Raw genomic sequence first — 21,930 nt, forward strand, 5'->3', positions numbered from 1 at the left:
CACGCCGATCGGAAAGATGAAGAAAGGATGCTTCTAGCACACACGCAACGTAACCTCATGATCACACTCCATACGGGCGGACACGCGTCCGGGTCACCCCGCCGGCCCCTGCCGTTGCCGGCCCGGCGGTGCCATGCTGGAGCCGTCCGCACACCCTCTCCTTCGGGCAAGGAGTACCGCCGTGCTGCGTGTCGCCGTCGTCGGATCCGGGCCGAGCGGTTGCTACACCGCCCAGACCCTGGTCCAGCTCGATCCCGAAGTGCGGGTGGACGTGCTGGACCGGCTGCCGTGCCCGTACGGCCTGGTGCGCTACGGCGTCGCCCCGGACCACGAGAAGATCAAGTCCCTGCAGGGCAACCTGCGCACGGTGCTGGAGCACGACCGGGTGCGCTTCCTCGGCGGGATCCGGGTGGGCGGGCCCGGCGGGCTGTCCGTGGCGCGGCTGCGGACCATGTACCACGCGGTCGTGTACTGCGTGGGCGCCGCCACCGACCGCCACCTCGGGATCCCCGGCGAGGAGCTGCCGGGCAGCTGGTCGGCGACCGAGTTCGTGTCCTGGTACAGCGCGCATCCGGACGCGGCGGACGCGGGGTTCGTGCGCGGGGTCCGGTCGGCGGTGGTCATCGGCGTGGGCAATGTGGCCGTGGACGTCACACGGATGCTGGTGCGGGGCGCCGGTGAACTGCGTCCGACGGACATGCCGCAGGCGGCGCTGGACACGCTGGCGGCGAGCGGGGTCGCCGAGGTCCACATGGCCGGTCGGCGCGGCCCCTCGCAGGCCCGCTTCACGACCAAGGAGCTACGCGAGCTGGGCGGCCTGCCCGACACCGAAGTGACCGTGGATCCGGCCGAGTTGGCACTGGATCCGGGGTATGCCGATCCGTCCGCGCTGCCCGCCGTGCAGCGCCGCAACGTGGAGGCGCTGCGCGGGTGGGCGGCCGCTCCGTCCCGGCAGACGGCCCGCCGGATCCGGCTCCGGTTCTTCCTGCGACCGGTGGAACTGCTCGCGGACGGCGGCCGGGTGGGCGCCGTGCGCTTCGAGCGGACGGCGCCGGACGGCCACGGCGGCGTGACAGGCACCGGCCGGTACGAGGACGTGGCGGCGCAGTTGGTGCTGCGCTCGGTGGGCTATCGCGGAGTTCCGCTGGAGGGGCTGCCGTTCGACGCGGCGACCGGCACCGTGCCGCACCGGGAGGGCCGCGTCCTGCGCGATGACATCACCTCGCCGGGCGAGTACGTCGCCGGATGGATCAAGCGCGGCCCGACGGGGGTCATCGGCACCAACCGGCCGTGCGCCAAGGAGACCGCGACCTCCCTGCTGGCGGACGCGCCCCTGCTCCTGCGCGCGGAGGTGCCGGAGAACCCGCTCGCGGCACTGCGCGCGGCGGGCATCGAACCGGTGCCGTGGACGGGCTGGCTGGCTATCGAGCGCGCCGAGGCCGCACTGGGGGCGCAACTCGGGCGGGGCGTGGTCAAACTCGACGACTGGGACGCGCTGTTCGGGGCGGCGCGGTCGGCGTAGCGGAGTGGACCGCTGCCGGGCGGGCTCGACACGTACCGGCAACACCACCGAAATCAACAAACTGTTCAAGAACCCTACGGTCTCGTGCTGTTCGGATGCCCCTCCCCACCCGCCGCTCTGGAGTCCCCATGGCCACGACCACAGAAGTGCACCCCGTCGACGAGATACCACCGGTACGGCAGCTGGCGGCCTTCGGCCTGCAGCACGTGCTCGCGATGTACGCGGGCGCTGTCGCGGTGCCGCTGATCGTGGGCGGTGCGATGAAGCTGTCGCCAGCCGACCTGGCGTACCTGATCACCGCCGATCTGCTGGTGTGCGGCCTCGCCACGCTGATCCAGTGCATCGGGTTCTGGCGGTTCGGCGTCCGGCTGCCGATCATGCAGGGCTGCACGTTCGCGGCCGTGTCGCCCATGGTGCTCATCGGGACGACGGGCGGCGGACTGCCCGCGATCTACGGCTCGGTGATCGTCGCGGGCCTCGCGATCGTGCTGCTCGCACCGGTCTTCGGCCGGCTGCTGCGCTTCTTCCCACCGCTGGTCACCGGCACGGTCATCCTGATCATCGGTGTCTCGCTGCTGCCGGTCGCGGGCAACTGGGCAGCGGGCGGTGCCGGCGCGAAGGACTTCGGGGAGCCGAAGAACCTGGCGCTGGCGGCCTTCGTGCTGGCGGTCGTGCTCGGCGTGCAGCGGTTCGCGCCGGTCTTCCTCAGCCAGGTCGCAGTGCTGACCGGTATCGCGGTGGGCCTGGCGGTCGCCGTGCCCTTCGGGTTCACCGACTTCGGCGGGGTCGGGGACGCGGACTGGGTGGGGATCAGCACGCCGTTCCACTTCGGTGTGCCGGAGTTCAGGGCGTCCGCGATCGTGTCCATGCTCGTGGTGGCGCTGGTGACGATGACGGAGACGACCGGTGACCTGATCGCGGTCGGCGAGATGACCGGGCGGCGGGTCGAGCCGCGCTCGCTGGCCGACGGGCTGCGCGCGGACGGCCTGGCGACGGTCCTGGGCGGGGTGTTCAACACCTTCCCGTACACGGCGTACGCGCAGAACGTGGGACTGGTGGGGATGACCCGGGTGCGCAGCCGCTGGGTGGTCGCGACGGCCGGCGGCATGCTAGTCCTGCTCGGTCTGCTGCCCAAGCTGGGCGCAGTGGTCGCGGCGATCCCCGCGCCGGTGCTCGGCGGGGCCGGTCTGGTGATGTTCGGGACGGTCGCGGCGAGCGGGCTCAGGACACTGGCCCGCGTCGACTTCAAGGGCAACAACAACCTGACGGTGGTGGCCGTTTCGGTGGCGGTCGGCATGCTGCCGGTGGGCGTGCCCACGGTGTACGCGAAGTTCCCGGACTGGTTCCAGACGGTGATGAACAGCGGTATCAGCGCGGGCTGCCTGACGGCGATCGCCCTGAACCTGCTGTTCAACCATCTGCCGGGGAAGGCCGGTTCGGCCGCCTTCGCCGAGACGGACGGCCTGTCCGTCACCGGCGGCGAGGAGACCGTCGAGAAGCCGCGGCGCGAGATCGTCTAGCCGGAGCAGTCGTCACCGGTCGGTAGGAGCCCACAGGGGATCACAGCGACTCGGCGAAGCCGCCCGCCGCATCCAGCCCGAACCGGCCGTGAAGTGGCGGCGGTGGGTCGCCGCCGGTGACGCGCAACAGGCCCTCCCAGGCCTCGTAGTCGCCGGCGTCGACGCCCGTGCGATAGCACCGCTCTGCGCGCCGCCGGTCACCGGCCTCTTCGTGAAGGCGGCCCAGCGCGGTCCACGCGGCCGTGTCGCCCGCGTCGGTCGCCGCGCGGTAGGCCACCTCGGCGCCCTGCCCGTCGCCGCGGTCCTCCCTGACCTGCCCCAGTGCGGACCAGACTCCCGCGCCGCCCGCGGCGACGGCCGCCCGGGCGGCACGCAGGGAGCCCTCCCGGTCGCCCGCACGCTCCCGGATCCGGGCGAGCGTGGCCCAGGTGTCCGCGGAACCGTGCTCGGCGGCCTCGTCGGCGGCGTGTTCGGCCCCTTCGGTGTCGCCGGTCCGCTCCCGGATCCGGGCGAGCGCCGTCCACGCCTCGGTGTCCCCGGCCCGGGCGGCCCGGGCCGCCGCGAGGTCGGCCGACGCGCTGCGGCCCGCTTCCTCCCGTACCCGGGCCAGGGTCCACCAGGCCTCGGCGTGGCCGAACCGCGCGGCCCGTGCGGCGGCCTCCTCGGCGCCCTCGGTGTCCCCGCTCTCCTCCCTGAGCAGCGCCAGATCGGCGAGCGCGCCGGTCGACCCGGCCGTGGCGGCCAGCCGACAGGCGTGCTCGGCCGCGGCGGTCTCCCCCCGCTGCCGGTGGTACCGCAGCAGTGCGCTCCACCCCTCCGCGTTCCCGAGTTCGGCAGCCCGGGTGGCCGCCGCTTCCGCGCCTTTCTGGTCCCCGGCCCGCCACCGGAGGTGCACCAGGGAGGACCAGGCCGTGAGGACACCCGCGTCGGCGGCCTCCAGATAGGCGGTCTCGGCTTCGGCGTCGCGTCCCGTCCTGTTGTCGTACAACCGCGCCCTGCCCATCCAGCCCCAGGGGTCCCCGGCCGCCACCGCACGGGTGTACGCCGCGAGCGCGCCGGCCTCGTCGCCCGCCCGCTCACGCCGCCGGGCCAGCGCCAGCCACGGCCGGGTATGCCCCTGCTCCGCCGCGGCCACGGCGGCTTCCTCGGCTCCCGCGCGGTCACCGACGTACTCGCGCAGCCGAGCGAGGAAGTCCCACGCCGAGGGCTCGCCCTCCAGCGCGGCCCGTTCATGGGCCCGCAGTGCTCCGGCGCCGTCGTCATTTCCCTCGCGCACCCCGGCCAGCACGGCCCAGGCCCACCCGCTGTCCGCGGCCACCGACTCCGCCGCCGCCCGGTCGCCGGCCTCCTCCCACAGCAGCGCCAGCGCGGGCCGTGCATCAGCTCCCCGGTCGAGGGCACGCCGGTAGAGCCGTAGCGCGTGTCCGTGGCGGCAGCGCACAGACGCCTCCCCGCCCATGGCGTACAGGTCGTCCGCGGTACGGCCGTGCGCCTCGGCCGCCTCCCACAGTTCGGCGGGCGGTGCGAGATGGGCGCGGGCGCGGCGCACGCTCTGGTCGAGGTAGTCGGCGGGGTGGTAGCCGTCGGCTGCGCCCACGCCCGGTGCGACCCGGTCGGGGACCAGGGCGGGCAGCCGGCCGCTGTCGGCGGAGCTCAGCGCCTGGACGGCGGCCGCGAACCACTCACTGTCCCCGGTGACGCGGGCCGTGGACGGGAGGTACCCGACGACGGCCGCCGCGAGCAGTTCGGGCGACAGCGCGGCCGCGTGGCCGAGGCGCCGCGCGTCGACGGCCGCCGTGACGATCGCGTGCTCGATCTCGGAGAAGGCGTTGCCCGGTCCCATCTCGTACCGCCGTACCAGCTCCGGACCACCGGTCAACTGCTGGATGACCCGCGCCGGTTCACCGGCCGCCGCCAGCGCCGCCCGCAGCCGCGGGTCGTGCGCGGCCGCCTTCCTGGCCCGGCCCAGGCTGCCACCGAGACGGTCCGGGACGAGGATCTCGGCGTGGTGGGCACGCAGCAGGGCACGGGCATGGAAGTGGTCGTCGCCGCCCTGGGCCCCGATACGGCGCGCGTACTCGGGCCACATGCTGCCGAGCACGGCGAGTGGGGCCGTCCGACCGAGGAGACCGGCCAGGGACTCGGCCACGTCCTCGCCGGCGGGTCCCGTCAGGTAGCGCTGTGTCTCGTTCAGCCAGATCACCGATCCGGCGTCCACCGCATCGCCCTCGATCCAGTCGAGGAGTTCGCGTGGACCGGACGGGAACAGGACGGGCCAGTCCGGCAGTTCGATGCGCACAGCCTCGAAGGCCGACCGGGTCTTGCCGGTCGACGACTGTCCGACGAGCACGGCCAGCACCGCCTCGCCGCCCCTGGCACCCCGCAGGCGCCCGCGCACCGTCTCGTCGTGGGTCCGCTCGATGTACGGGGTGAGCCGGTCGAAGCCGGCGCCGTCCACGTCCACCGCGTGGTGCACGCCGAGCCGGGCGGCGCCCCACGCCTCGGCGGTGCGCGGGGGCGGCCCGGGGTGCTCCTTCGCCTCGATCCACAACTCCCGTATCCGTACGACGGTTTCGGCCGGGTCGCGGTCCATGAGGCGGGCCAGCACCGCGGCGACCGACTCGGCGTCGTGCAGGCCGGGGAGTTTCGCACCGGTGAGGAGCCGTCCCACGGTGTCCCGGCTCGGGGCGCCGGGCAGGGAGTCGTCGAGAACGGCCGCCTCCGCGATCCGGTCCAGGCTGGGCGTGCCGGCGGACAGGTACAGCCGGTACAAACACCGCTTGAACTCCCTCAGCGGTCCCGGCGGCAGCCGCGGCGGCGTCACCGGGCGGGGTTTGCGTCCTGCGCCGCCGCTCTCGTCGCTACTCATCGCCCCGTTCCCCGTCCGGGCGGCGCCCCGGCGGCCTCTCGTCGCCACCGGTCGTCGACCGCTCGCAGGCAGCCATCCTCTGATCGACGACGGCGCCCCGTCCAGTCGGCGCCGCGATTCCCGCTCGTGGAGGCTCGGTTGATCCCTTTTCCCGTCCCGTCGGCTGCCCTGCGCGCCCTGCTGGTGCTGCCCCTGCTGCTGGCCACACTCGCCTGTCTGCCGGCGCTCGTCGTGCTGCCGTTCCTGCGGAACGGAGGCGCGCGGACCGAGCGAATCGTGCGCCAGCTCATCGCCTGGACACGTACGTTGGTCATGTCGCTGTGAGACAGGGAGTAGCCCGTGGAACCGATCGTCGACCGCTCCGGGAACCTGAGCATCGTCTACGAGCACGTCTCCGCTTCGGTCACCGTGGTGACGCTTGCGGGCGAACTGGACGGGTACAACTGCACGACCCTGCGGGAGGTCCTGGTCGGCCTGATCAACGATGGGCACTTCCTGCTGGCCATCGACATGCGGGAGCTCGACTTCATCGACAGCACCGGGAGCGGGGTCCTCGTCGGCGCTCTCAAGCGACTGCACCCGCACGGCGGCCGCCTGGCCCTGAGCGGAGTCCAGGGGCAGGCCCGCAGGCACCTCCGCATCACGAGGCTGGACAGGATCTTCCCGATCCACCCGGCGGCCCTGGAGGCGGAGGAGTCCCTGTCCGGACCGGCCCTGGACCACAGCACTGCCAGGACCGCCACCCCGACCCGCTGAGCCGCTCACCTCACCGCCGGAACAACCTCTCGGGAACCGCGCCCGCGAGCACCCCATAGCCCTTCGGGTCGAGGTGAAGGCCGTCCCCGACCTGGAGGTCGGAGAGCAGTCGGCTCGGCCGGGCCGGGTCCCGTACCGCTCGGTCGACGTCGATCACCGTGTCGAAGTGGCCGGGGGTACGGATCCAGGCGTTCACGCGGTGCCGGGACGCCTCCCGCTCCCCCGCCGCGTCGTCGTAGGGGGTGACTGATCGCGGCTCGTGCGGCGTCGTGCGGGGGAACTCCGGCGTCGCGTCTTGGAACATGCACACCATGGAAGCGCTCCCACGCCACTTCCCGGCCGACCGAAAACAGCCGCACGCGAGGCGTTGACTAGAAAGCGCTTACCCTCTACGGTCCGTTCATCAGCGTGACCGGGAGGCTCGGAAATCGACCTCAACTGGTACACGTGACCCCCCAAGCGTTCCGCATGGCGTACGTCAGTCACGTACATAACCAACCCCCACTGGAAGGGACGCACCCGCATGCGAACACAACAACTCATCGGGCCGGCGGCCGCCGCCGTGGTCCTCGGGGCCGCCGCCGCACTCGCGTCACCCCAGGCGGCCGGGGCGGCCGACGCCTCGCCCGTCGGCTTCGGCGCCGGGACGACCGGCGGCGGCAGCGCCACGGCGGTGACCGTCTCCACCCTGGCCGCCTTCAAGGCGGCCGTGGCCGGCAGTTCGGCAAAGGTGGTGAAGGTCAACGGCCTGATCTCGCTGAGCGGTCAGGTCGACGTCGGCTCCAACACCACGGTCCTGGGCGTCGGTTCGTCCTCCGGCTTCACCGGCGGCGGACTGCGCCTGAAGAAAGTCACCAACGTCGTCGTCCGCAACCTGAACATCAGCAAGGCCGTCAAGACCGACGCGATCACCGTGCAGGGCTCGACGCAGGTGTGGATCGACCACAACTCCCTGTCCTCGGACCGCGATCACGGCAAGGACCACTACGACGGCCTGGTCGACATCACGCACGCCTCCGACTACGTGACCGTCTCCTGGAACACCTTCAAGGACCACTACAAGGGCTCGCTCGTCGGCCACAGCGACAACAACGCGAGCGAGGACACCGGGCATCTGCGGGTGACGTACCACCACAACTGGTTCGACAACGTCAACTCCCGCATCCCGAGCCTGCGCTTCGGCACCGGGCACTTCTACGACAACTACGTCGTCGGCGCCGAGACCGCCGTGCACTCGCGGATGGGCGCGCAGATGCTGGTCGAGAACAACGTCTTCCGCGACACCCAGGTCGCCGTCACCACCAGCCGGGACAGCGACGTGGACGGCTACGCCAACCTGCGCGGCAACGACCTCGGCGGAGCCGCGACCGAGGTCTCGCGCACCGGCACCTTCACCAGCCCGCCCTACGGCTACACCGCCGAGTCCGCGTCCACCGTCGTGACCTCGGTGACGACCGGCGCGGGCGCCGGACGGATCTGACCACCCCCACTCGGAGGAAGGCATTCGGGACATGGCTTCACAGGCACCCTCGCGCACCCGATCGGGACGCGCCCTGCTGGGCGGATTCGCCGCCCTCGGACTCTCTGTTGGCATGATCATGACTGACGGAGCCACGGCGAACGCGGCGACCTGGCCCACGGCCAACGGCAGCCAGGCGGTCACGGCCACCATCCCGGTCTCCGGCACCAAGGACTACGGGATGAAACGCCTCTACGGCTCCGGCGACCTGGGCACCGGCGGCCAGAACGAGGACCAGGACCCGCTCCTCGAACTCGCCCCCGGCGCGGTCCTGAAGAACGTCATCATCGGCGCCCCCGCCGCGGACGGGATCCACTGCCTCGGCAGCTGCACGCTGCAGAACGTCTGGTGGGAGGACGTCGGCGAGGACGCGGCCACCTTCCTCGGCTCCTCGTCCTCCAACGTCTACACCGTCAGCGGCGGCGGGGCGAAGGAGGCCAGCGACAAGGTGTTCCAGTTCAACGGCGCCGGAACGCTGAACGTCTCCGACTTCGCGGTGCAGAACTTCGGCACCTTCGCCCGCTCGTGCGGCAACTGCAAGACGCAGTACAAGCGCACGATCAACCTCAACTCCATCGAGGCGACCTACAAGGGCGGCAGGCTCGTCGGCATCAACACCAACTACGGCGACAGCGCGACGCTGAAGAACATCACCATCGTGGGCGACTCCAGCAAGAAGATCATTCCGTGCCAGAAGTACATCGGCAACAACACCGGCAAGGAGCCGACCACGAACGGCTCGGGCCCTGACGGGACCTACTGCAAGTACGCGAGTTCGGACATCACCTACAAGTGAGCCCGGGCGGTGGGGCCGCCGGCCGCGGCTGAGGAATGTGGCGGCCCCAGCGAGCGTCGGTCACGCATAGCTCCAGCGCCATGCGTTCGACCTGTAGACGCACTTGATGCGATCGCCGCCGGCGTCGGTGGTGACGGCTCCGTGGTCGCCGTTACGGCAGAACTGGCCTGCCTCGTAGCAGTTGCCGGCGTTGGAGACGATCGAGCATGTGCCGGTGTCCGAACTCCCGCTGTCGTCCGAACCGGCGGCCGCCTGCGCAGCTTCGGTGACTCTGACCGTGACGGTCGGGCCGGGCTTCTTCACCGTCCTCGTCTTCGTGACGGTGGGCGCGGGCGCCGCCTTCGGAACGGCGGTCACGGTCGCGGTGGCCGTGGCCGTGACTGTCGCCCGCGGAGCCGCCCCGACATCGGCCGAGGCCCCGCCGTTGCCCGTCGTGGCGATCACCGCGCCCAGCGTGAAGAGCGTGAAGCCGCCGAACCAGATTCTCTTGCGTCTGTGCAACGGACGGTCGTCCGGCTGTCCCGGTCCGGGACGCATCGCCGACGGCTGGTTCATCTGCCACCCCCCAAGGTGTTTCTGGCGGAGTGACGGTAGCGCCCGGACGAGGGGATGTGAAAGCAGTGTGAAGGCTACGCAATGATGACGTGACCTCGGTCAGCCTGCCGGCCCCGGCTCCCCGGTGAACTGCGCCTGATAGTCCGCGTACGCGGTGCGCAGCAGGTCACCCGGCCAGTCGGCGGGCAGCAGCCCGGAGGGCAGGACCGGGTCGGTGAGCAGGTGGCGTACGACCGCGGCGAACGCGGTGAGACGGTCGGCCGGGTGGCGGGCGTCCGCCGCGTGGGCGAGCAGGGTCCGCGCGGTGGCGGCCCAGGCGTCCAACGGCCACAGGCGAGCGGCCAGGTCGTGCGGGGAGCCGTCGGGGCGGGCCGTGTACGACTGCGCCACGCGCGCGAGGTCGGCGGGCAGGGGCCGGTCGAGGTTGGCCGGGCGCAGCCACACGCCCTCGCGGAGTTCGGCCAGCCGCAGGGAGGCCAGCCGGGCACGCAGCTCCGCACGTTCGGCGGGGCCGCGGCCGGTCGCCGTGATCACGACCATCTCCCAGTCCCCGTCCCACGCGCGCGTGCGCGCACGCAGCGCCTCGTCCTGGCGGCGCTGGCGGGCCAGCAGCCGGCCACTGAGCCCGTACACGGCGTCCGTGCGACGGAGGTCCCCGGCGGCCACCATCCGGCTCAGCGCGGCGCGGAGCGTGGAACCGCCGACACCGAACGGCTCCACCAGCCGGACCAGGTCCTTCACCGGAAGCTCGGGCGGATGCGCACCGAGGAGCACGCTCAGCACGACCGACCGCGCGGACAGCGGCCGCAGGCCGGCGGCCTCGCCCGCCTCTGCTGACACGTTCATGCGCATGGGCACGTACTGTACGTGCGCCTCCTTGTTGCAGTATTGCTACGGCCGCATGGAGAGTGCAACATGGCCGTATGGTCTCGATACCCGCGCAGTCGCCGCCGCAGCCGCAGTACGCCACCCACGACGTCACCAACCAGGCCCCGCCTCTGGCCCCGTACGACGCCTCCGACGACCGAGCCCTGCTCGAAGGGCTGCGCCGGGAGGGTGCCGGGTGGGCCGAGGACGGCATCCGGCAGCTGGGGCTGCGGGCCGGCAGCGCGGAGGCCCAGGAGTGGGGCGAGCAGGCGAACCGGCACGAGCCGGAGCTGCGCACCCACGACCGCTACGGCCACCGGATCGACGAGGTCGACTTCCACCCCAGCTGGCACCATCTGATGCGGACCGCGGTCGCCGAGGGCCTCGCCGGTGCCCCGTGGGCCGACGACCGGCCCGGCGCCCATGTGGCCCGCACCGCCGGCGGACTGGTATGGGGCCATACGGAGGCAGGGCACGGCTGTCCGACGTCGATGACGTACGCCGCCGTCCCCGCGCTGCGCGCCCAGCCGGACCTGGCCAAGATCTACGAACCGCTGCTCACCAGCCGCGTGTACGACCCCCAGCTGCGCATCCCCACGGAGAAGCCCGGGCTGCTCGCCGGGATGGGCATGACGGAGAAGCAGGGTGGCTCGGACGTCCGCACCAACACCACCACGGCCACGCCCACCGGTGAGCCGGGCGTCTACACGCTGCGGGGCCACAAGTGGTTCACGTCGGCGCCGATGTGTGACGTGTTCCTGGTGCTGGCGCAGGCACCGGGCGGTCTGTCCTGTTTCCTGGTGCCGCGGATCCTTCCGGACGGCAGCCGCAACACCTTCCGCATCCAGCGACTGAAGGACAAACTCGGCAACCGGTCCAACGCCTCCTCCGAGCCGGAGTTCGACCGGACGGTGGCCTGGCTGGTCGGACCGGAGGGGCGGGGTGTGAAGACCATCATCGAGATGGTCAACTGCACCCGTCTGGACTGCGTGATGTCCTCGGCGACCCTGATGCGCAAGACACTCGTCGAGGCGGGCCACCACGCCCGCCACCGCAGCGCGTTCGGCGCCCGGCTGTTCGACCAGCCCTTGATGCGCAACGTCCTGGCCGACCTGGCGCTGGAGTCGGAGGCCGCCACGACCCTCGCGCTGCGGCTGGCCGGGGCGGCGGACCGGGCGGTGCGCGGGGACGACGGGGAGCGGGCGTTCCGGCGGATCGCCACTGCCGTCGGCAAGTACTGGGTCACCAAGCGGGGCCCGGCGTTCACCGCGGAGGCCCTGGAATGCCTGGGCGGCAACGGGTACGTCGAGGAGTCCGGCATGCCCCGCCACTACCGGGAGGCTCCCCTGCTGTCCATCTGGGAGGGCTCGGGCAACGTCAACGCCCTCGACGTGCTGCGGGCCCTGGGCCGCGAACCGGACACCGCCGAGGCCCTGTTCGCCGAACTCGCCCTCGCGCGCGGGGCCGACGCACGTCTGGACGCGACCGTGACCGGACTGAAGGCGCAGTTGGCCGGGACCGACCAGGTGGGCGCCCGCCGGCTGGTGGAGCGGATGGCCCTCGCCCTCCAGGCGTCGCTGCTGGTCCGGCACGCGCCACACCCGGTCGCGGACGCGTTCTGCGCGACCCGGCTGGGCGGCGACTGGGGACACGCGTTCGGCACGCTGCCCACCGGGACCGGCCTGGACCCGATCCTGGAGCGGTCCCTGCCCGGCCGGAACTGATCCCCGCACCGGCCACCGGGCCGGATCCCCGCCCGGTGGCCGGTGACAGCCGACGGATCGCACACAGTCAGCGCCCGGTTCCGCTTCGTTGTCAGTGCCGTGGTGCAGACTCGCGATCAGGTGGCACTCGTCTGGGGAGGACAACGTGTTCACGGGGATCGACGAGGTCGACTGGGCCTCGCTGCAACACGCGTACGGCAGCGCGGAGGAAGTACCCGGGTGGCTCCGGGGACTTGCCTCCACCGACGCCGCCGAGCGACAGACCGCGCTCGACGGCATGTACGGCACGGTGCACCACCAGGGGAACGTGTACGACTCGACGCTGGCCTGCGTTCCCTTCCTGTGCACGCTCGCGGCCCGCGAGGCGGTGCCGGACCGGGGCTGCATAGTCGAACTGCTGGTCAGCATCGGGGCGGAGAGCGGGGACGCCCGCGCGCGTGAGGCGGTGCGCGCGGACTCCGAGGTGTTCGTGTCCCTCCTCGGGGATCCGGACGCGGGAGTGCGCCGTGCGGCGGCCGGCGCCGCCGTCCGGTTCCTCGACGGCCCGGCCCGCGTCCTGGACCTGTTACGGCGGCGGATCCCGGTCGAGCGTGACGGCCGGGTCCTGCTCGCCCTCACGGAGGCCCTCGGCCTGTTCGTACGCGGGCATCCGGCGCACGCGGCGGCCGCGGTGGGCCTGTTGACCGCACAGAGCGCCCCGCCCTACGACCCGGGGCTGCGGCTGGCCGCGCTCGGCCAGCTCGCGCTCGCCGCCCCCGACCGGCTCCCGGCCGACCTGGTACCGACTGCTGTCCGGCTGCTGCGGGACAGGTCCGCGCGCCGCACCGGCATCCCGGAGCAGTCGGGGAACGACACCCTGGTGGGGCGGATACGACGGCTGCGCCCCTCCGACGAGGAGGGCGCCCAGCTGCTGCGCACCCTGCACACCGCGCTCGGCGACCGGAGCGGGGAGCGGATCGCCCTGCTCACCGGGCAGTTGACCAGCCCCGACCCGATGGACCGGTGCAATGCCGTGTGCATGGCGGCGGCACTGTTCCGCGGCTGGCGCGCCGACTGTGCCGGACCCGTGGCCCTGATCGGCGCCCAACTGGGCACGGATCAGGACCGGTTGCGGGACGTGGCGGTCTCGGTCCTGGCGGAACTGTTCGGGCTGGCGGCGCCCGCCGTGGACGACCTCCACGCCCTGGTCACCGCCCGGCCCGATCTGTGGACCCACCGCTGGGAGCGCGGCTCGGCGAGCCTGGGCGGCCCGCTGAAGGCTCTGGCCAGGAGCGGGGATCCGCGGGCGGTCCCGGTCCTGGCCCAGGTCCTGGTGAGCCCGGTACTGCCCGGCGGCCTCGGGCAGGAGATCGCACGCCTGGGCCCGGCCGCGGCTCCCCTCGCCCCCGCGTTGCGGCACCGGCTGGCCAGGATCCCACTGGACTCCCCTGCCGCCGACACCCTGGCCGCCCCCCTGCTGACGGCACTCGGGGCCATCGGCGACCGGGAGGCGGTACCGGAGATACTGCGCCTGCTGTCCGGTGCACCGGACGGCCTCGGAGCACGGGAGAGACTCACCGGTCAGATCGTCCGGGCCCTGGACGACCTCGGGGCGGCCGCGCAGGCGGCCCCGGTGCTCAGAGAACTGCTGCACACCCGCCACGCGGCCGCGGCGGCGGGCGCCCTGTGGTCGGCGGACGGTGCGGCCAGGGCCGTACTGCCCGTCCTTCTGCGGGAGTTGACGCAGGGAGAGCCGGGCAGCCGCCGGCTGGCCGCGCGCCAGCTGGGCAGGCTGGGCCCGGCCGCCCGCACGGCCCTGCCCGAGCTGCGCAGGACGGCCGCTGCCGGGCAGTTCTGGGAGCGGTTATCGGCCGCGTGCGCGCTGTGGCACATCGGCCGGGACCCGGAACCCGTGCTGCCGGTGTTCCGGGCCGCCTGGTCGGAGAACCCCTACGCCCGCGGCCCCATCGCACAGTGCCTCGCCGTCATGGGCCCGGCGGCCGCACCGCTACGGGACCTGGTGGCGGCGGAACTGGCCGCCCCCCGGCGCCACACGGCCCGCGAGGGCGCGTGCGGCAGCCATGACATCGCCGAGGACGAGGCGCTGCTCAGCACCTGCAGGGAGGTGCTGGCGGGGCTGTAGACGCGCGCCGGGACGCAGGGCCCGTCACCACCTCATCCGGCCCCACTGCGGCCCCAGTCGGGCCCACTCCGCGTCCCAGCGCTCCATACGGCGGCGCTCCAGGCGGCCGCGGAGGACGTGGCCTCCGACGAAGGGGACGGCGGCGGCGCTCACTCCGACCAGCACTCCTATCAAGGTGGCGCGGAAGGCGGCCTCGGAGGCGGTGGTGGGGCGGGTGACCAGCTGGCCCTGCGGATCGGTCCAGACGGTGACCGGGGTCCCGGCCTTGCTGCCCGGCGCGACCCGGGCCTGGCCGGTGTGGGCCGAGCCGTCGGCGACGGTCCAGCGGACCTCGGCCCAGACCCGCACACCGCCGGCACCTGCCGCGGTGGACCTTCCGGGTGCCTGCGCGACGACACGGGCGACGGCGGGATGCCAGGCGGCGCGTTCCCGGGCCAGTCCGTGCTCCACCGACCGGGCTGCCGCGAGGCCGGCCAGCACCCCGGCCAGGACGGTCAGCAGCCAGACGGCGAGGACCACCCAGGCCTCCACCACGTCGGCCCGGCGTCTGAGCGGGTTGCGCCGCCAGCGCCACAGCCACACCTTGGGACCACGGAACGCCTTCAAAGGCATCCTCCTCACGAGCGCACCGACAGGCCGGACCGCCCTCCCATACGGGCAGGGCCGCCCCCTTGCTCACGACGAGTCGTCTTCTCGACGGTCGCACGAGACACCCCCTTCGCGCAGGCGCATGCCGCAACGGACCCTGCCGATCTCCACGACAGGCCGACGGCACCGCCATGACCTGCGACGACACGGTTTCCGGAGCTGACTGTCAGTGGCGGGGTGCAGACTGGCCGGTATCTGACGACTACCTGGACAAAGACGTCCCGGAGGTGATCGGCATGACCGAGGTTCTGCTCGCCGTGGGTACCCGCAAGGGCCTGTTCATCGGGCGGCGGCGGGGTGCCGCCTGGGAGTTCGACGGCAGTCCCTACTTCAACGCCCAGGCCGTCTACTCGGTCGCCATCGACACCCGCGGCGACACCCCGCGGCTGCTCGCCGGCGGCGACAGCGCGCACTGGGGTCCGTCGGTGTTCCACTCCGACGACCTGGGCCGCACATGGACCGAACCGGCCCGGCCCGCCGTGAAGTTCCCCAAGGACACCGGGGCTTCGCTGGAGCGGGTCTGGCAGCTGCACCCGTCCGCCGCCGAGCCGGACGTGGTGTACGCGGGCACGGAACCGGCCGCGCTGTACCGCTCGGTGGACCGCGGGGAGAGCTTCGAGCTGGTGCGTCCCCTGTGGGAGCACCCGACCCGCTCCCAGTGGGTGCCGGGCGGCGGCGGTGAGGGCCTGCACACGGTACTCACCGACGAGCGCGACCCGCGGGCGGTGACCGTGGCCGTCTCCACCGCCGGGGTGTTCCGCACCACGGACGGCGGGGCGAGCTGGGAGCCGTCCAACTCCGGCGTCTCCGCGGTGTTCCTGCCGGATCCGAACCCGGAGTTCGGGCAGTGCGTGCACAAGATCGCCAGGGACGCGGTCGACCCGGGCCGGCTGTACCTGCAGAACCACTGGGGTGTGTACCGCAGCGACGACGCGGGCAGGCACTGGACCGACATCGGCGCCGGCCTGCCGTCGACGTTCGGCTTCGCGGTCGCCGCCCATCCGCACCGCGGTGACACGGCGTACGTCTTCCCGATCAACGCCGACGCCGACCGGGTGCCCGCCGACCACCGCTGCCGGGTCTTCCGCACGGCCGACGCGGGCAGGAGCTGGGAGCCGCTGTCGAGAGGGCTGCCCGGGGAGGACCACTACGGCACCGTGCTGCGCGACGCGCTGCGTACGGACGACGCGGACCCGGCCGGGGTCTACTTCGGCAACCGCAACGGCGAGGTGTTCGCCTCGGCCGACGACGGCGACAGCTGGCAGCAGCTGGGCTCCCATCTGCCGGACGTGCTGTGCGTGCGGGCCGCGGTGATCGGCTGACGCGGCCGGTCGTCCCCGAGGTCCACGGAAAGGAGGAGAGGGCGGCAACGGTCATACGAGTCGACGGTCCGGTCATCCTCGGTCGGCCCGCGATCGCGGCTTGATCGCCGACGGGTGTACGGCAGTAGGGTGACGCCCGTGGCACCACGACCCTTGCATGAAATCGTCGAACCGAGCTGGGCGAAGGCCCTGGAACCCGTCGCCGGAAGGATCGCCGCGATGGGCGACTTCCTGCGTACGGAGATCGCCTCGGGACGCACCTACCTCCCGGCCGGACCGAACGTCCTGCGCGCCTTCCAGCAGCCCTTCGACGAGGTACGCGTCCTGATCGTCGGTCAGGACCCGTACCCGACCCCTGGGCACGCGGTCGGCCTGTCGTTCTCGGTCGCGCCCGAGGTGCGCCCGCTGCCGCCGAGCCTGATCAACATCTTCCGCGAGCTGAACACCGATCTGGGGCTGCCCCAGCCGTCCACCGGCGACCTCACTCCGTGGACGCAGCAGGGCGTGCTGCTGCTCAACAGGGCGCTGACCACGGCACCGCGCAGTCCGGCCGCGCACCGCGGCAAGGGCTGGGAAGAGGTCACCGAGCAGGCGATCCGGGCGCTGGCCGCGCGGGGCAAACCGCTGGTGTCCGTCCTGTGGGGCCGTGACGCCCGTAACCTGCGTCCGCTGCTCGGCAGTCTGCCGGCCGTCGAGTCCGCACACCCCTCCCCCATGTCCGCCGACCGCGGGTTCTTCGGCTCGCGCCCGTTCAGCCGGGCCAACGACCTGCTGATCCAGCAGGGCGGACAGCCGGTGGACTGGCGTCTGCCGTGACTGTCCCCGGTTATCTGGCCGTGGACTCGGGAGGCTCCGGCCTCCGGGTCGCCGTCGGTGTTCCGGGGCAGGCGCCGTCGGCCCGGGGTGAGTCCGGGGAGCCGGTCCGCACCGGTGCGCGGGGCATCGATCCCGCCCATCTGATGGCGCAACTCGCGCCCCTGGCCCGTAGATTGGCGGCGGATGCCCAGGTGGACGAGCTGGGCACGGCCGTCGTCGGTGCCGCGGGGTTCGCCACCCTGGGGGACGCCCTGCGCGCCGAACTGCCCGGCGCGCTCGTCCGGGAGCTGGGCGTACGCACCGTGGCGCTCGCCGCCGACGCCGTGACGGCCTATGTGGGCGCCCTCGGGCCGCGTCCTGGTGCCGTGGTCGCCGCGGGCACCGGCCTGATCGCGATCGGCACCGACCTGACCGGCTGGCGCCGAGCGGACGGCTGGGGCCATCTGCTGGGCGACTGCGGGAGCGGGGCCTGGATCGGGCGGGCCGGGCTGGAGGCGGCCCTGCGCGCCCACGACGGCCGCGACGGCGGCTCCGCCGCGCTGCTGGCCAGCGCCGAGGAGCAGTTCGGTCCGGTGCGGGCGCTGCCCGGCCTGCTCTACCCGCGCACCGACCGCCCCGCGATGCTGGCCTCCTTCGCACCTCGGGTGGCCGACTGCGCCCCGCACGACCCGGTCGCCGCCGGGATCCTGCGCGCGGCCGCCCGGAGCATGGCCGAGTCCGCCGCGGCGGTCTGCCCGGCCTCCGGCGTGCCCGAAGTGGCGTTCACCGGCGGCCTCTTCAAGATGGGCGACCCGCTGCTCGTGCCCCTGCGCGAGGAGCTGGCCCAGCGGCTTCCGCACGCCCGGCAGGTGCCGGCCGAGGGCGACCCGCTGCACGGCTGCGTGCGCATCGCGACCGAGCTGGTGGGCGGGCGGCTCACCCTGCCGGATGAACCGTCCATGTTCTGCGTGGTCCCCGCAAAAGGGGATTGAACCCCTTCGGCGCACATGTGTCCGGCAAGTGCCCGGAACGCATGCCAAACGGACGTAACTCATCAGACAAAATGGGACGGAAACCGCTCACCTGCACCCTCCCCGAACAGGGGAGCCCAAGAAGCCAGTAACATGCGGCGCCATGAGCTCCCCCACTGGGCCCGTGGCCGGCCTGCCAGTACGAATGCCGCGACCCCGCCAGCCCGGACGGCACCGCCGACCGGAACCGCTGGTGGCTCCCGAGGACGCGCCCGCGCTCGTCCTCGCGGTGCCCGGCGCGCCCAGCGCCGCCGCGCGCAGCCTCGCCGAGGAGGTCGTGAGCATCGCCCGCTCCGAGCTGCCCGGCCTGGATGCCCGCATCGGATACCTGGACGGGGACGACGCCGAGTTCCCGAGCCTCCGGTTCGTGCTGTCGCACGCCGCCGAGGAGCGCGCCGCCCGTTACGAGCAGGCCGTCGCCGCCGGTCTCGAGGTCAAGGAGCCCGACGGCCCGGTCGCTGTCGTCGTCCCGCTGCTGGCCGGTCCGGACAGCGCGCTGCTGCGCCAGGTCCGCCAGTCCGTGATGGACAGCCGGGTCGCCGCCGACCTGACCGATGTGCTCGGCCCGCACCCGCTGCTCGCCGAGGCGCTGCACGTGCGCCTGTCCGAGGCCGGCCTGGCCCGCGCGGACCGCGCGCGTCTGTTCACCGTGGCCACCGCCGCCGACGGCATCATCCTGGCCTCGGTGGGCGGCGAGGAGGCCGTGCAGGCGGCCGGGATCACCGGCATGCTGCTCGCCGCGCGCCTGGCCGTGCCGGTGATGGCGGCCGCCCTGGACCAGGAGGGCTCGATCAGCTCCGTCGCCGAGCAGCTGCGCTCCTCGGGCTCACAGCAGCTGGCCCTCGCGCCGTACCTGATCGGCCCGGAGATCGACCCGGCGCTGCTGGCGGCGGCCGCCGAGGAGGCGGGCTGCGCCACGGCCGAGGCGCTCGGCGCCTACCCGGCGATCGGCAAGCTCGCCCTCGCCAAGTACACGACGGCGCTGGGCATCGCCCCGCAGCAGCCGCAGGGCGCGCCGGTCCGCTGACCCGGCACCCCGCACCCGAACGCCACAGGGCCCGCTCCAGCGACTGGAGCGGGCCCTTTCGGGTCCGGGCGGGCCGGCTCAGCCGAAGACGACGCAGGAGGCCGCGGCGACCTCGACGGAGCCGTCGTAGCAGGGCAGCCCCGTCTTCTCGTCGACGGCGAACCAGGTCACGTCGCCGGAGCGTTCGTTGGCCGAGTAGAGGAAGCCGTCGTGCTCGGCCAGCGCGCGCGGCCAGTGCCCGCCGCACGGCACCGTGGCGGTCAGCCGGAGTCCGTCCGCCTGGACGGCGAACACGGACAGGACGTCCTCGCCGCGGGTCGCGGTCCACACGAAGCGGCCGTCGGGCGAGACCACGATGCCCGAGGCGTAGGCATCGCCGGCCGGGGCGCCCGGCAGGACCGGGACCTCGGTCAGCGGCTTCAGGGAGCCTCGGTCGGCCTCCCAGAGACAGACGGTGACGGTCGGGGTGAGTTCGTTGACCACGTAGGCGTGCTCACCGTCCGGGTGGAAGGCCAGGTGGCGGGGGCCCGAGCCGGGGCGCAGCGCGATCTCGCGGTACAGGGCCGGGGTGCCGCCGTCCAGGGTGCACACCCGCACCGAGTCGGTGCCGAGGTCGACGCTGACCGCCCACCGGCCGCTGGGATCGGGCTGCACCTGGTGGGCGTGCGGGCCGCGCTGGCGCCGGTCGTGCGGGCCGGAACCGGTGTGCTGGAGCAGTCCCGAGGGCGCGGGGGCCAGGGTGCCGTCCGGGCGCACCGGTACGGCGGTGATGCTGCCGGAGCCGTAGTTGGCGGTCAGGACGTGCCCGGCGTGCAGGCTGAGGTGGGTGGGGCCGCTGCCGTCGACCGGCACGGCCGGCCCGGCGGGCTCCGGCTTGTCACCGCCGACCCGGAACGCGGCGACGGCGCCGTCGGCCGTCTCGCTGACCGCGTAGAGCATGGCTCCGTCCGGCGACAGGGCCAGGTAGGAGGGGTCGGGCAGGGTGCCGAGTCCGCCGACGAGGGTCAGCGCACCGCTGCCCGGGCGGACCTCCGCGACGACCAGCCCCGGGCCGCCCGCCGCCGTGAACGACCCGATGAACGCCCTGTGCCGCCGGCCGTCTTCTGCCACCGTTGTCCCCTCTCGGTCCGAGCCAGTGCCGACGGTAGCAGTCGATCACCTCAGGTCTAGACCAAAAGGGTGACGGGAGGCGTTTCGCCGGCTGACCTCAGGCGCCGACCAGCGGTGACCCCGACGGGGCCCGCAGGGGCTCGGCCAGGTCGGCGAGGGCGCGTTCCAGGCCGTGGAGATGGGCCAGGGCGGGCTCGGCCGGGGCCTCGACGGGCCGGTGGACCTGCCCGGCGCCGCCCTCGGTGAGCGCCTCGACCGCGGACTCCACCCGCCAGCAGGCGGCGGCCAGGCGTGCGTCATGAGAGGCCTCGGGGTCGGCGGCGACGGCGACGAGGCCGCGGATCTCGCGGGCGCAGTCGTCGAGGAGGGCGAGGACCCGGCGTGCGCGCCGCTTGCGGCCGAGCATCGGGTTCAGCGGGTGCACCAGCGGGGCGACCGAGAGCCGGACCCGGCCGAGCAGCTGCTCCAGTTCGGCCACGCGCGGTGCCGGGTCGGCGGCGGCCGAGCCGGCGAGCCGGGCGGCGGCCTCGGCGGTGCAGGCGTGGACGCAGCGCAGGGCACGCTGGATCCAGGCGTCGGTGGTGGCGTGGGTGGTGACGGGCAGCACGAACAGCACGGCGAGCACCGCGCCGAGGGCGCCGACGGCGGTCTCGGCCAGACGCAGGGCGAGCAGGGCCGGGCTGAGGACGCCGAGCAGGCCGTAGAGCAGCTCGGCGAGCAGGGTCACCCAAAGCATCATCCAGGTGTAGGAGACGGCGGCGGTGTAGAAGATGCCGAAGACGGCGACGGCCACGAGGACGGCGGTGGGGACGGGTGCGCCGTGCACGGGGACGGCCACCAGCAGGCCGAGGCCGATGCCGATCACGGTTCCGAGGACCCGCCGGAAGCCGCGCACCAGCGTCTCGCCGCGCGAGGCGGTGTTGACGAAGACCCACCAGGTGGCACCCACGGCCCAGTACCAGCGCTGCCCGGACACCAGCTGCCCCACGACCAGCGCGAACCCCGCGCCGGCGACCGCCTGGACCGCCTGCCGGGTGGTCAGCCGGGCCAGCCCGGCCCCGGCGGGCGATGGGGGTGCGGATGGCGGCGACAGCCTGCGCTCGTAGCACCACAGGCCGAAGCGCACCGCGGCCGCGCTGAGCACGGACAGCAGGACGGCGGCGTACAGCTCGGGCAGCTGTCCGGGCGTGGCGTGCAGGAACTGGGCCACGAAGAAGGTCATGAAGGCGAACACGCCGAGGCTGTGGCCGCGCGGGCCCCAGCGGCGCGCGTACACGCCGGCGCCGACGACGGCGAGGAAGGCCAGGTCCCGGGTCACGGGGTGGTCGTGCAGCTCGGCCGCGGCGGCGAGTACCGGCACGCCGACGACGGGCAGCAGCGCGGTGGTGACCGCCTGCCCCCGCACGGTCGGGTCGGCGACGGTGAACAGGGCGAGCAGCGCGGCGAGACCGCCGGTGACCGCACCCGCGAGCGAATGCCCCGCGAACCCGCTCACGACGACGGCAAGACCGATGCCGAGGACGGCCCGCGCGGCGAAACGCAACCGCGTCCGCCCCGGGTCCGGAGCCACGAACACCCTCTTCAGCACTGAGTCCCCCTTGGAGCACGGCACACAAAAGGCGCCGCGGGGATCCGCAGCGCCATCGACGTGTCCATGAGAGCATCACATGGGTCGATGGCTCAAGTGTGGATTGAATCACTGGGCCATTGGTCCAGAACGGGACGAGGTCACTGGTCCGACTCAGGG

Annotated in this window: 18 protein-coding genes and 1 pseudogene; 12 read left to right on the forward strand and 7 right to left on the reverse strand. The window is 73.3% G+C overall.

Annotated features, from left to right (window positions below):
- Positions 1 to 181: 181 nt before the first annotated feature.
- Together ABZ471_RS26885 and ABZ471_RS26890 are read left to right on the forward strand one after the other, a co-directional pair.
- A complete protein-coding gene (locus tag ABZ471_RS26885; protein ID WP_359069699.1) occupies positions 182 to 1,522 on the forward strand; it encodes an FAD-dependent oxidoreductase in 1,341 nt (446 codons plus the stop codon).
- 128 nt (positions 1,523 to 1,650) lie between these two features.
- Positions 1,651 to 3,042, forward strand: a complete 1,392-nt coding sequence (locus ABZ471_RS26890) for a nucleobase:cation symporter-2 family protein (RefSeq protein ID WP_359069701.1) — start codon at positions 1,651 to 1,653, stop codon at positions 3,040 to 3,042.
- A 40-nt stretch (positions 3,043 to 3,082) separates the two neighbouring features.
- Here ABZ471_RS26890 and ABZ471_RS26895 read toward each other — a convergent pair whose 3' ends face one another.
- Positions 3,083 to 5,911 carry a hypothetical protein gene (locus ABZ471_RS26895; RefSeq protein WP_359069703.1) on the reverse strand — a complete coding sequence of 943 codons (2,829 nt, stop codon included), beginning with the start codon at positions 5,909 to 5,911 and terminating at the stop codon, positions 3,083 to 3,085.
- A 138-nt stretch (positions 5,912 to 6,049) separates the two neighbouring features.
- On the opposite strand from ABZ471_RS26895, the gene ABZ471_RS26900 reads away from it, so the two are divergent.
- Both ABZ471_RS26900 and ABZ471_RS26905 read left to right on the forward strand, forming a co-directional pair.
- Entirely contained in the window at positions 6,050 to 6,235 is a 186-nt protein-coding gene (locus ABZ471_RS26900; protein WP_097256155.1) for a hypothetical protein, read from the forward strand.
- Positions 6,236 to 6,259: 24 nt separating this feature from the next.
- Positions 6,260 to 6,667 (forward strand): STAS domain-containing protein, encoded by a 408-nt coding sequence (locus tag ABZ471_RS26905; RefSeq protein WP_359069766.1) that lies wholly within the window; start codon positions 6,260 to 6,262, stop codon positions 6,665 to 6,667.
- A 10-nt stretch (positions 6,668 to 6,677) separates the two neighbouring features.
- Here the strand turns inward: ABZ471_RS26905 and ABZ471_RS26910 are convergent.
- Positions 6,678 to 6,905: pseudogene (locus ABZ471_RS26910) on the reverse strand (SGNH/GDSL hydrolase family protein); the annotation flags it as partial.
- 285 nt (positions 6,906 to 7,190) lie between these two features.
- Between ABZ471_RS26910 and ABZ471_RS26915 the strand changes: the two are divergent.
- Positions 7,191 to 8,147 carry a polysaccharide lyase family 1 protein gene (locus ABZ471_RS26915; RefSeq protein ID WP_359069705.1) on the forward strand — a complete coding sequence of 319 codons (957 nt, stop codon included), beginning with the start codon at positions 7,191 to 7,193 and terminating at the stop codon, positions 8,145 to 8,147.
- 31 nt (positions 8,148 to 8,178) lie between these two features.
- Positions 8,179 to 8,982 carry a pectate lyase gene (locus ABZ471_RS26920; RefSeq protein ID WP_359069706.1) on the forward strand — a complete coding sequence of 268 codons (804 nt, stop codon included), beginning with the start codon at positions 8,179 to 8,181 and terminating at the stop codon, positions 8,980 to 8,982.
- A gap of 60 nt (positions 8,983 to 9,042) precedes the next feature.
- Here the strand turns inward: ABZ471_RS26920 and ABZ471_RS26925 are convergent, their stop codons facing one another.
- Complete coding sequence (locus ABZ471_RS26925) at positions 9,043 to 9,537, reverse strand: hypothetical protein (RefSeq protein WP_359069708.1); 495 nt, start codon at positions 9,535 to 9,537, stop codon at positions 9,043 to 9,045.
- 99 nt (positions 9,538 to 9,636) lie between these two features.
- The gene (locus ABZ471_RS26930) at positions 9,637 to 10,389 is read right to left on the reverse strand and encodes a PaaX family transcriptional regulator C-terminal domain-containing protein (RefSeq protein ID WP_359069709.1); all 753 of its coding nucleotides are present in this window, start codon (positions 10,387 to 10,389) and stop codon (positions 9,637 to 9,639) included.
- A 71-nt stretch (positions 10,390 to 10,460) separates the two neighbouring features.
- Here ABZ471_RS26930 and ABZ471_RS26935 point away from each other — a divergent pair, with 71 nt between their 5' ends.
- Together ABZ471_RS26935 and ABZ471_RS26940 are read left to right on the forward strand one after the other, a co-directional pair.
- Positions 10,461 to 12,128, forward strand: a complete 1,668-nt coding sequence (locus ABZ471_RS26935; RefSeq protein ID WP_359069711.1) for an acyl-CoA dehydrogenase family protein — start codon at positions 10,461 to 10,463, stop codon at positions 12,126 to 12,128.
- 145 nt (positions 12,129 to 12,273) lie between these two features.
- The gene (locus ABZ471_RS26940) at positions 12,274 to 14,250 is read left to right on the forward strand and encodes a HEAT repeat domain-containing protein (protein WP_359069713.1); all 1,977 of its coding nucleotides are present in this window, start codon (positions 12,274 to 12,276) and stop codon (positions 14,248 to 14,250) included.
- Between the two features lie 24 nt (positions 14,251 to 14,274).
- Here ABZ471_RS26940 and ABZ471_RS26945 read toward each other — a convergent pair whose 3' ends face one another.
- On the reverse strand, positions 14,275 to 14,862 hold the full coding sequence (locus ABZ471_RS26945) for a hypothetical protein (protein ID WP_359069715.1): 588 nt from the start codon (positions 14,860 to 14,862) through the stop codon (positions 14,275 to 14,277).
- Between the two features lie 272 nt (positions 14,863 to 15,134).
- Between ABZ471_RS26945 and ABZ471_RS26950 the strand changes: the two genes are divergently transcribed.
- From ABZ471_RS26950 to ABZ471_RS26965, 4 genes are all read left to right on the forward strand, one after another.
- Positions 15,135 to 16,220 carry an exo-alpha-sialidase gene (locus tag ABZ471_RS26950; protein WP_359069717.1) on the forward strand — a complete coding sequence of 362 codons (1,086 nt, stop codon included), beginning with the start codon at positions 15,135 to 15,137 and terminating at the stop codon, positions 16,218 to 16,220.
- A gap of 138 nt (positions 16,221 to 16,358) precedes the next feature.
- Positions 16,359 to 17,036 carry a uracil-DNA glycosylase gene (locus ABZ471_RS26955; protein ID WP_359069719.1) on the forward strand — a complete coding sequence of 226 codons (678 nt, stop codon included), beginning with the start codon at positions 16,359 to 16,361 and terminating at the stop codon, positions 17,034 to 17,036.
- Positions 17,033 to 18,007, forward strand: a complete 975-nt coding sequence (locus ABZ471_RS26960) for a BadF/BadG/BcrA/BcrD ATPase family protein (RefSeq protein WP_359069721.1) — start codon at positions 17,033 to 17,035, stop codon at positions 18,005 to 18,007. The genes ABZ471_RS26955 and ABZ471_RS26960 overlap by 4 nt, the downstream gene beginning before the upstream one ends.
- Positions 18,008 to 18,149: 142 nt before the next feature.
- The gene (locus tag ABZ471_RS26965; protein WP_359069723.1) at positions 18,150 to 19,073 is read left to right on the forward strand and encodes a hypothetical protein; all 924 of its coding nucleotides are present in this window, start codon (positions 18,150 to 18,152) and stop codon (positions 19,071 to 19,073) included.
- A gap of 78 nt (positions 19,074 to 19,151) precedes the next feature.
- Here the strand turns inward: ABZ471_RS26965 and ABZ471_RS26970 are convergent, their stop codons facing one another.
- Both ABZ471_RS26970 and ABZ471_RS26975 read right to left on the reverse strand, forming a co-directional pair.
- On the reverse strand, positions 19,152 to 20,183 hold the full coding sequence (locus tag ABZ471_RS26970; RefSeq protein ID WP_359069725.1) for a lactonase family protein: 1,032 nt from the start codon (positions 20,181 to 20,183) through the stop codon (positions 19,152 to 19,154).
- A 97-nt stretch (positions 20,184 to 20,280) separates the two neighbouring features.
- Complete coding sequence (locus tag ABZ471_RS26975; protein WP_359069726.1) at positions 20,281 to 21,771, reverse strand: FUSC family protein; 1,491 nt, start codon at positions 21,769 to 21,771, stop codon at positions 20,281 to 20,283.
- Positions 21,772 to 21,930: the final 159 nt, after the last annotated feature.

Origin of the sequence: Streptomyces sp. NPDC005728 (assembly GCF_040630895.1) — a bacterium.
Classification (GTDB): domain Bacteria; phylum Actinomycetota; class Actinomycetes; order Streptomycetales; family Streptomycetaceae; genus Streptomyces.

Coding starts and splice junctions, on each gene's coding strand:
- ABZ471_RS26920 (WP_359069706.1), top strand. CDS start 8,179: ATGGCTTCACAGGCACCCTCGCGCACCCGATCGGGACGCGCCCTGCTG.
- ABZ471_RS26895 (WP_359069703.1), bottom strand. CDS start 5,911: ATGAGTAGCGACGAGAGCGGCGGCGCAGGACGCAAACCCCGCCCGGTG.
- ABZ471_RS26935 (WP_359069711.1), top strand. CDS start 10,461: ATGGTCTCGATACCCGCGCAGTCGCCGCCGCAGCCGCAGTACGCCACC.
- ABZ471_RS26925 (WP_359069708.1), bottom strand. CDS start 9,537: ATGAACCAGCCGTCGGCGATGCGTCCCGGACCGGGACAGCCGGACGAC.
- ABZ471_RS26945 (WP_359069715.1), bottom strand. CDS start 14,862: ATGCCTTTGAAGGCGTTCCGTGGTCCCAAGGTGTGGCTGTGGCGCTGG.
- ABZ471_RS26930 (WP_359069709.1), bottom strand. CDS start 10,389: ATGCGCATGAACGTGTCAGCAGAGGCGGGCGAGGCCGCCGGCCTGCGG.
- ABZ471_RS26965 (WP_359069723.1), top strand. CDS start 18,150: ATGAGCTCCCCCACTGGGCCCGTGGCCGGCCTGCCAGTACGAATGCCG.
- ABZ471_RS26890 (WP_359069701.1), top strand. CDS start 1,651: ATGGCCACGACCACAGAAGTGCACCCCGTCGACGAGATACCACCGGTA.
- ABZ471_RS26915 (WP_359069705.1), top strand. CDS start 7,191: ATGCGAACACAACAACTCATCGGGCCGGCGGCCGCCGCCGTGGTCCTC.
- ABZ471_RS26950 (WP_359069717.1), top strand. CDS start 15,135: ATGACCGAGGTTCTGCTCGCCGTGGGTACCCGCAAGGGCCTGTTCATC.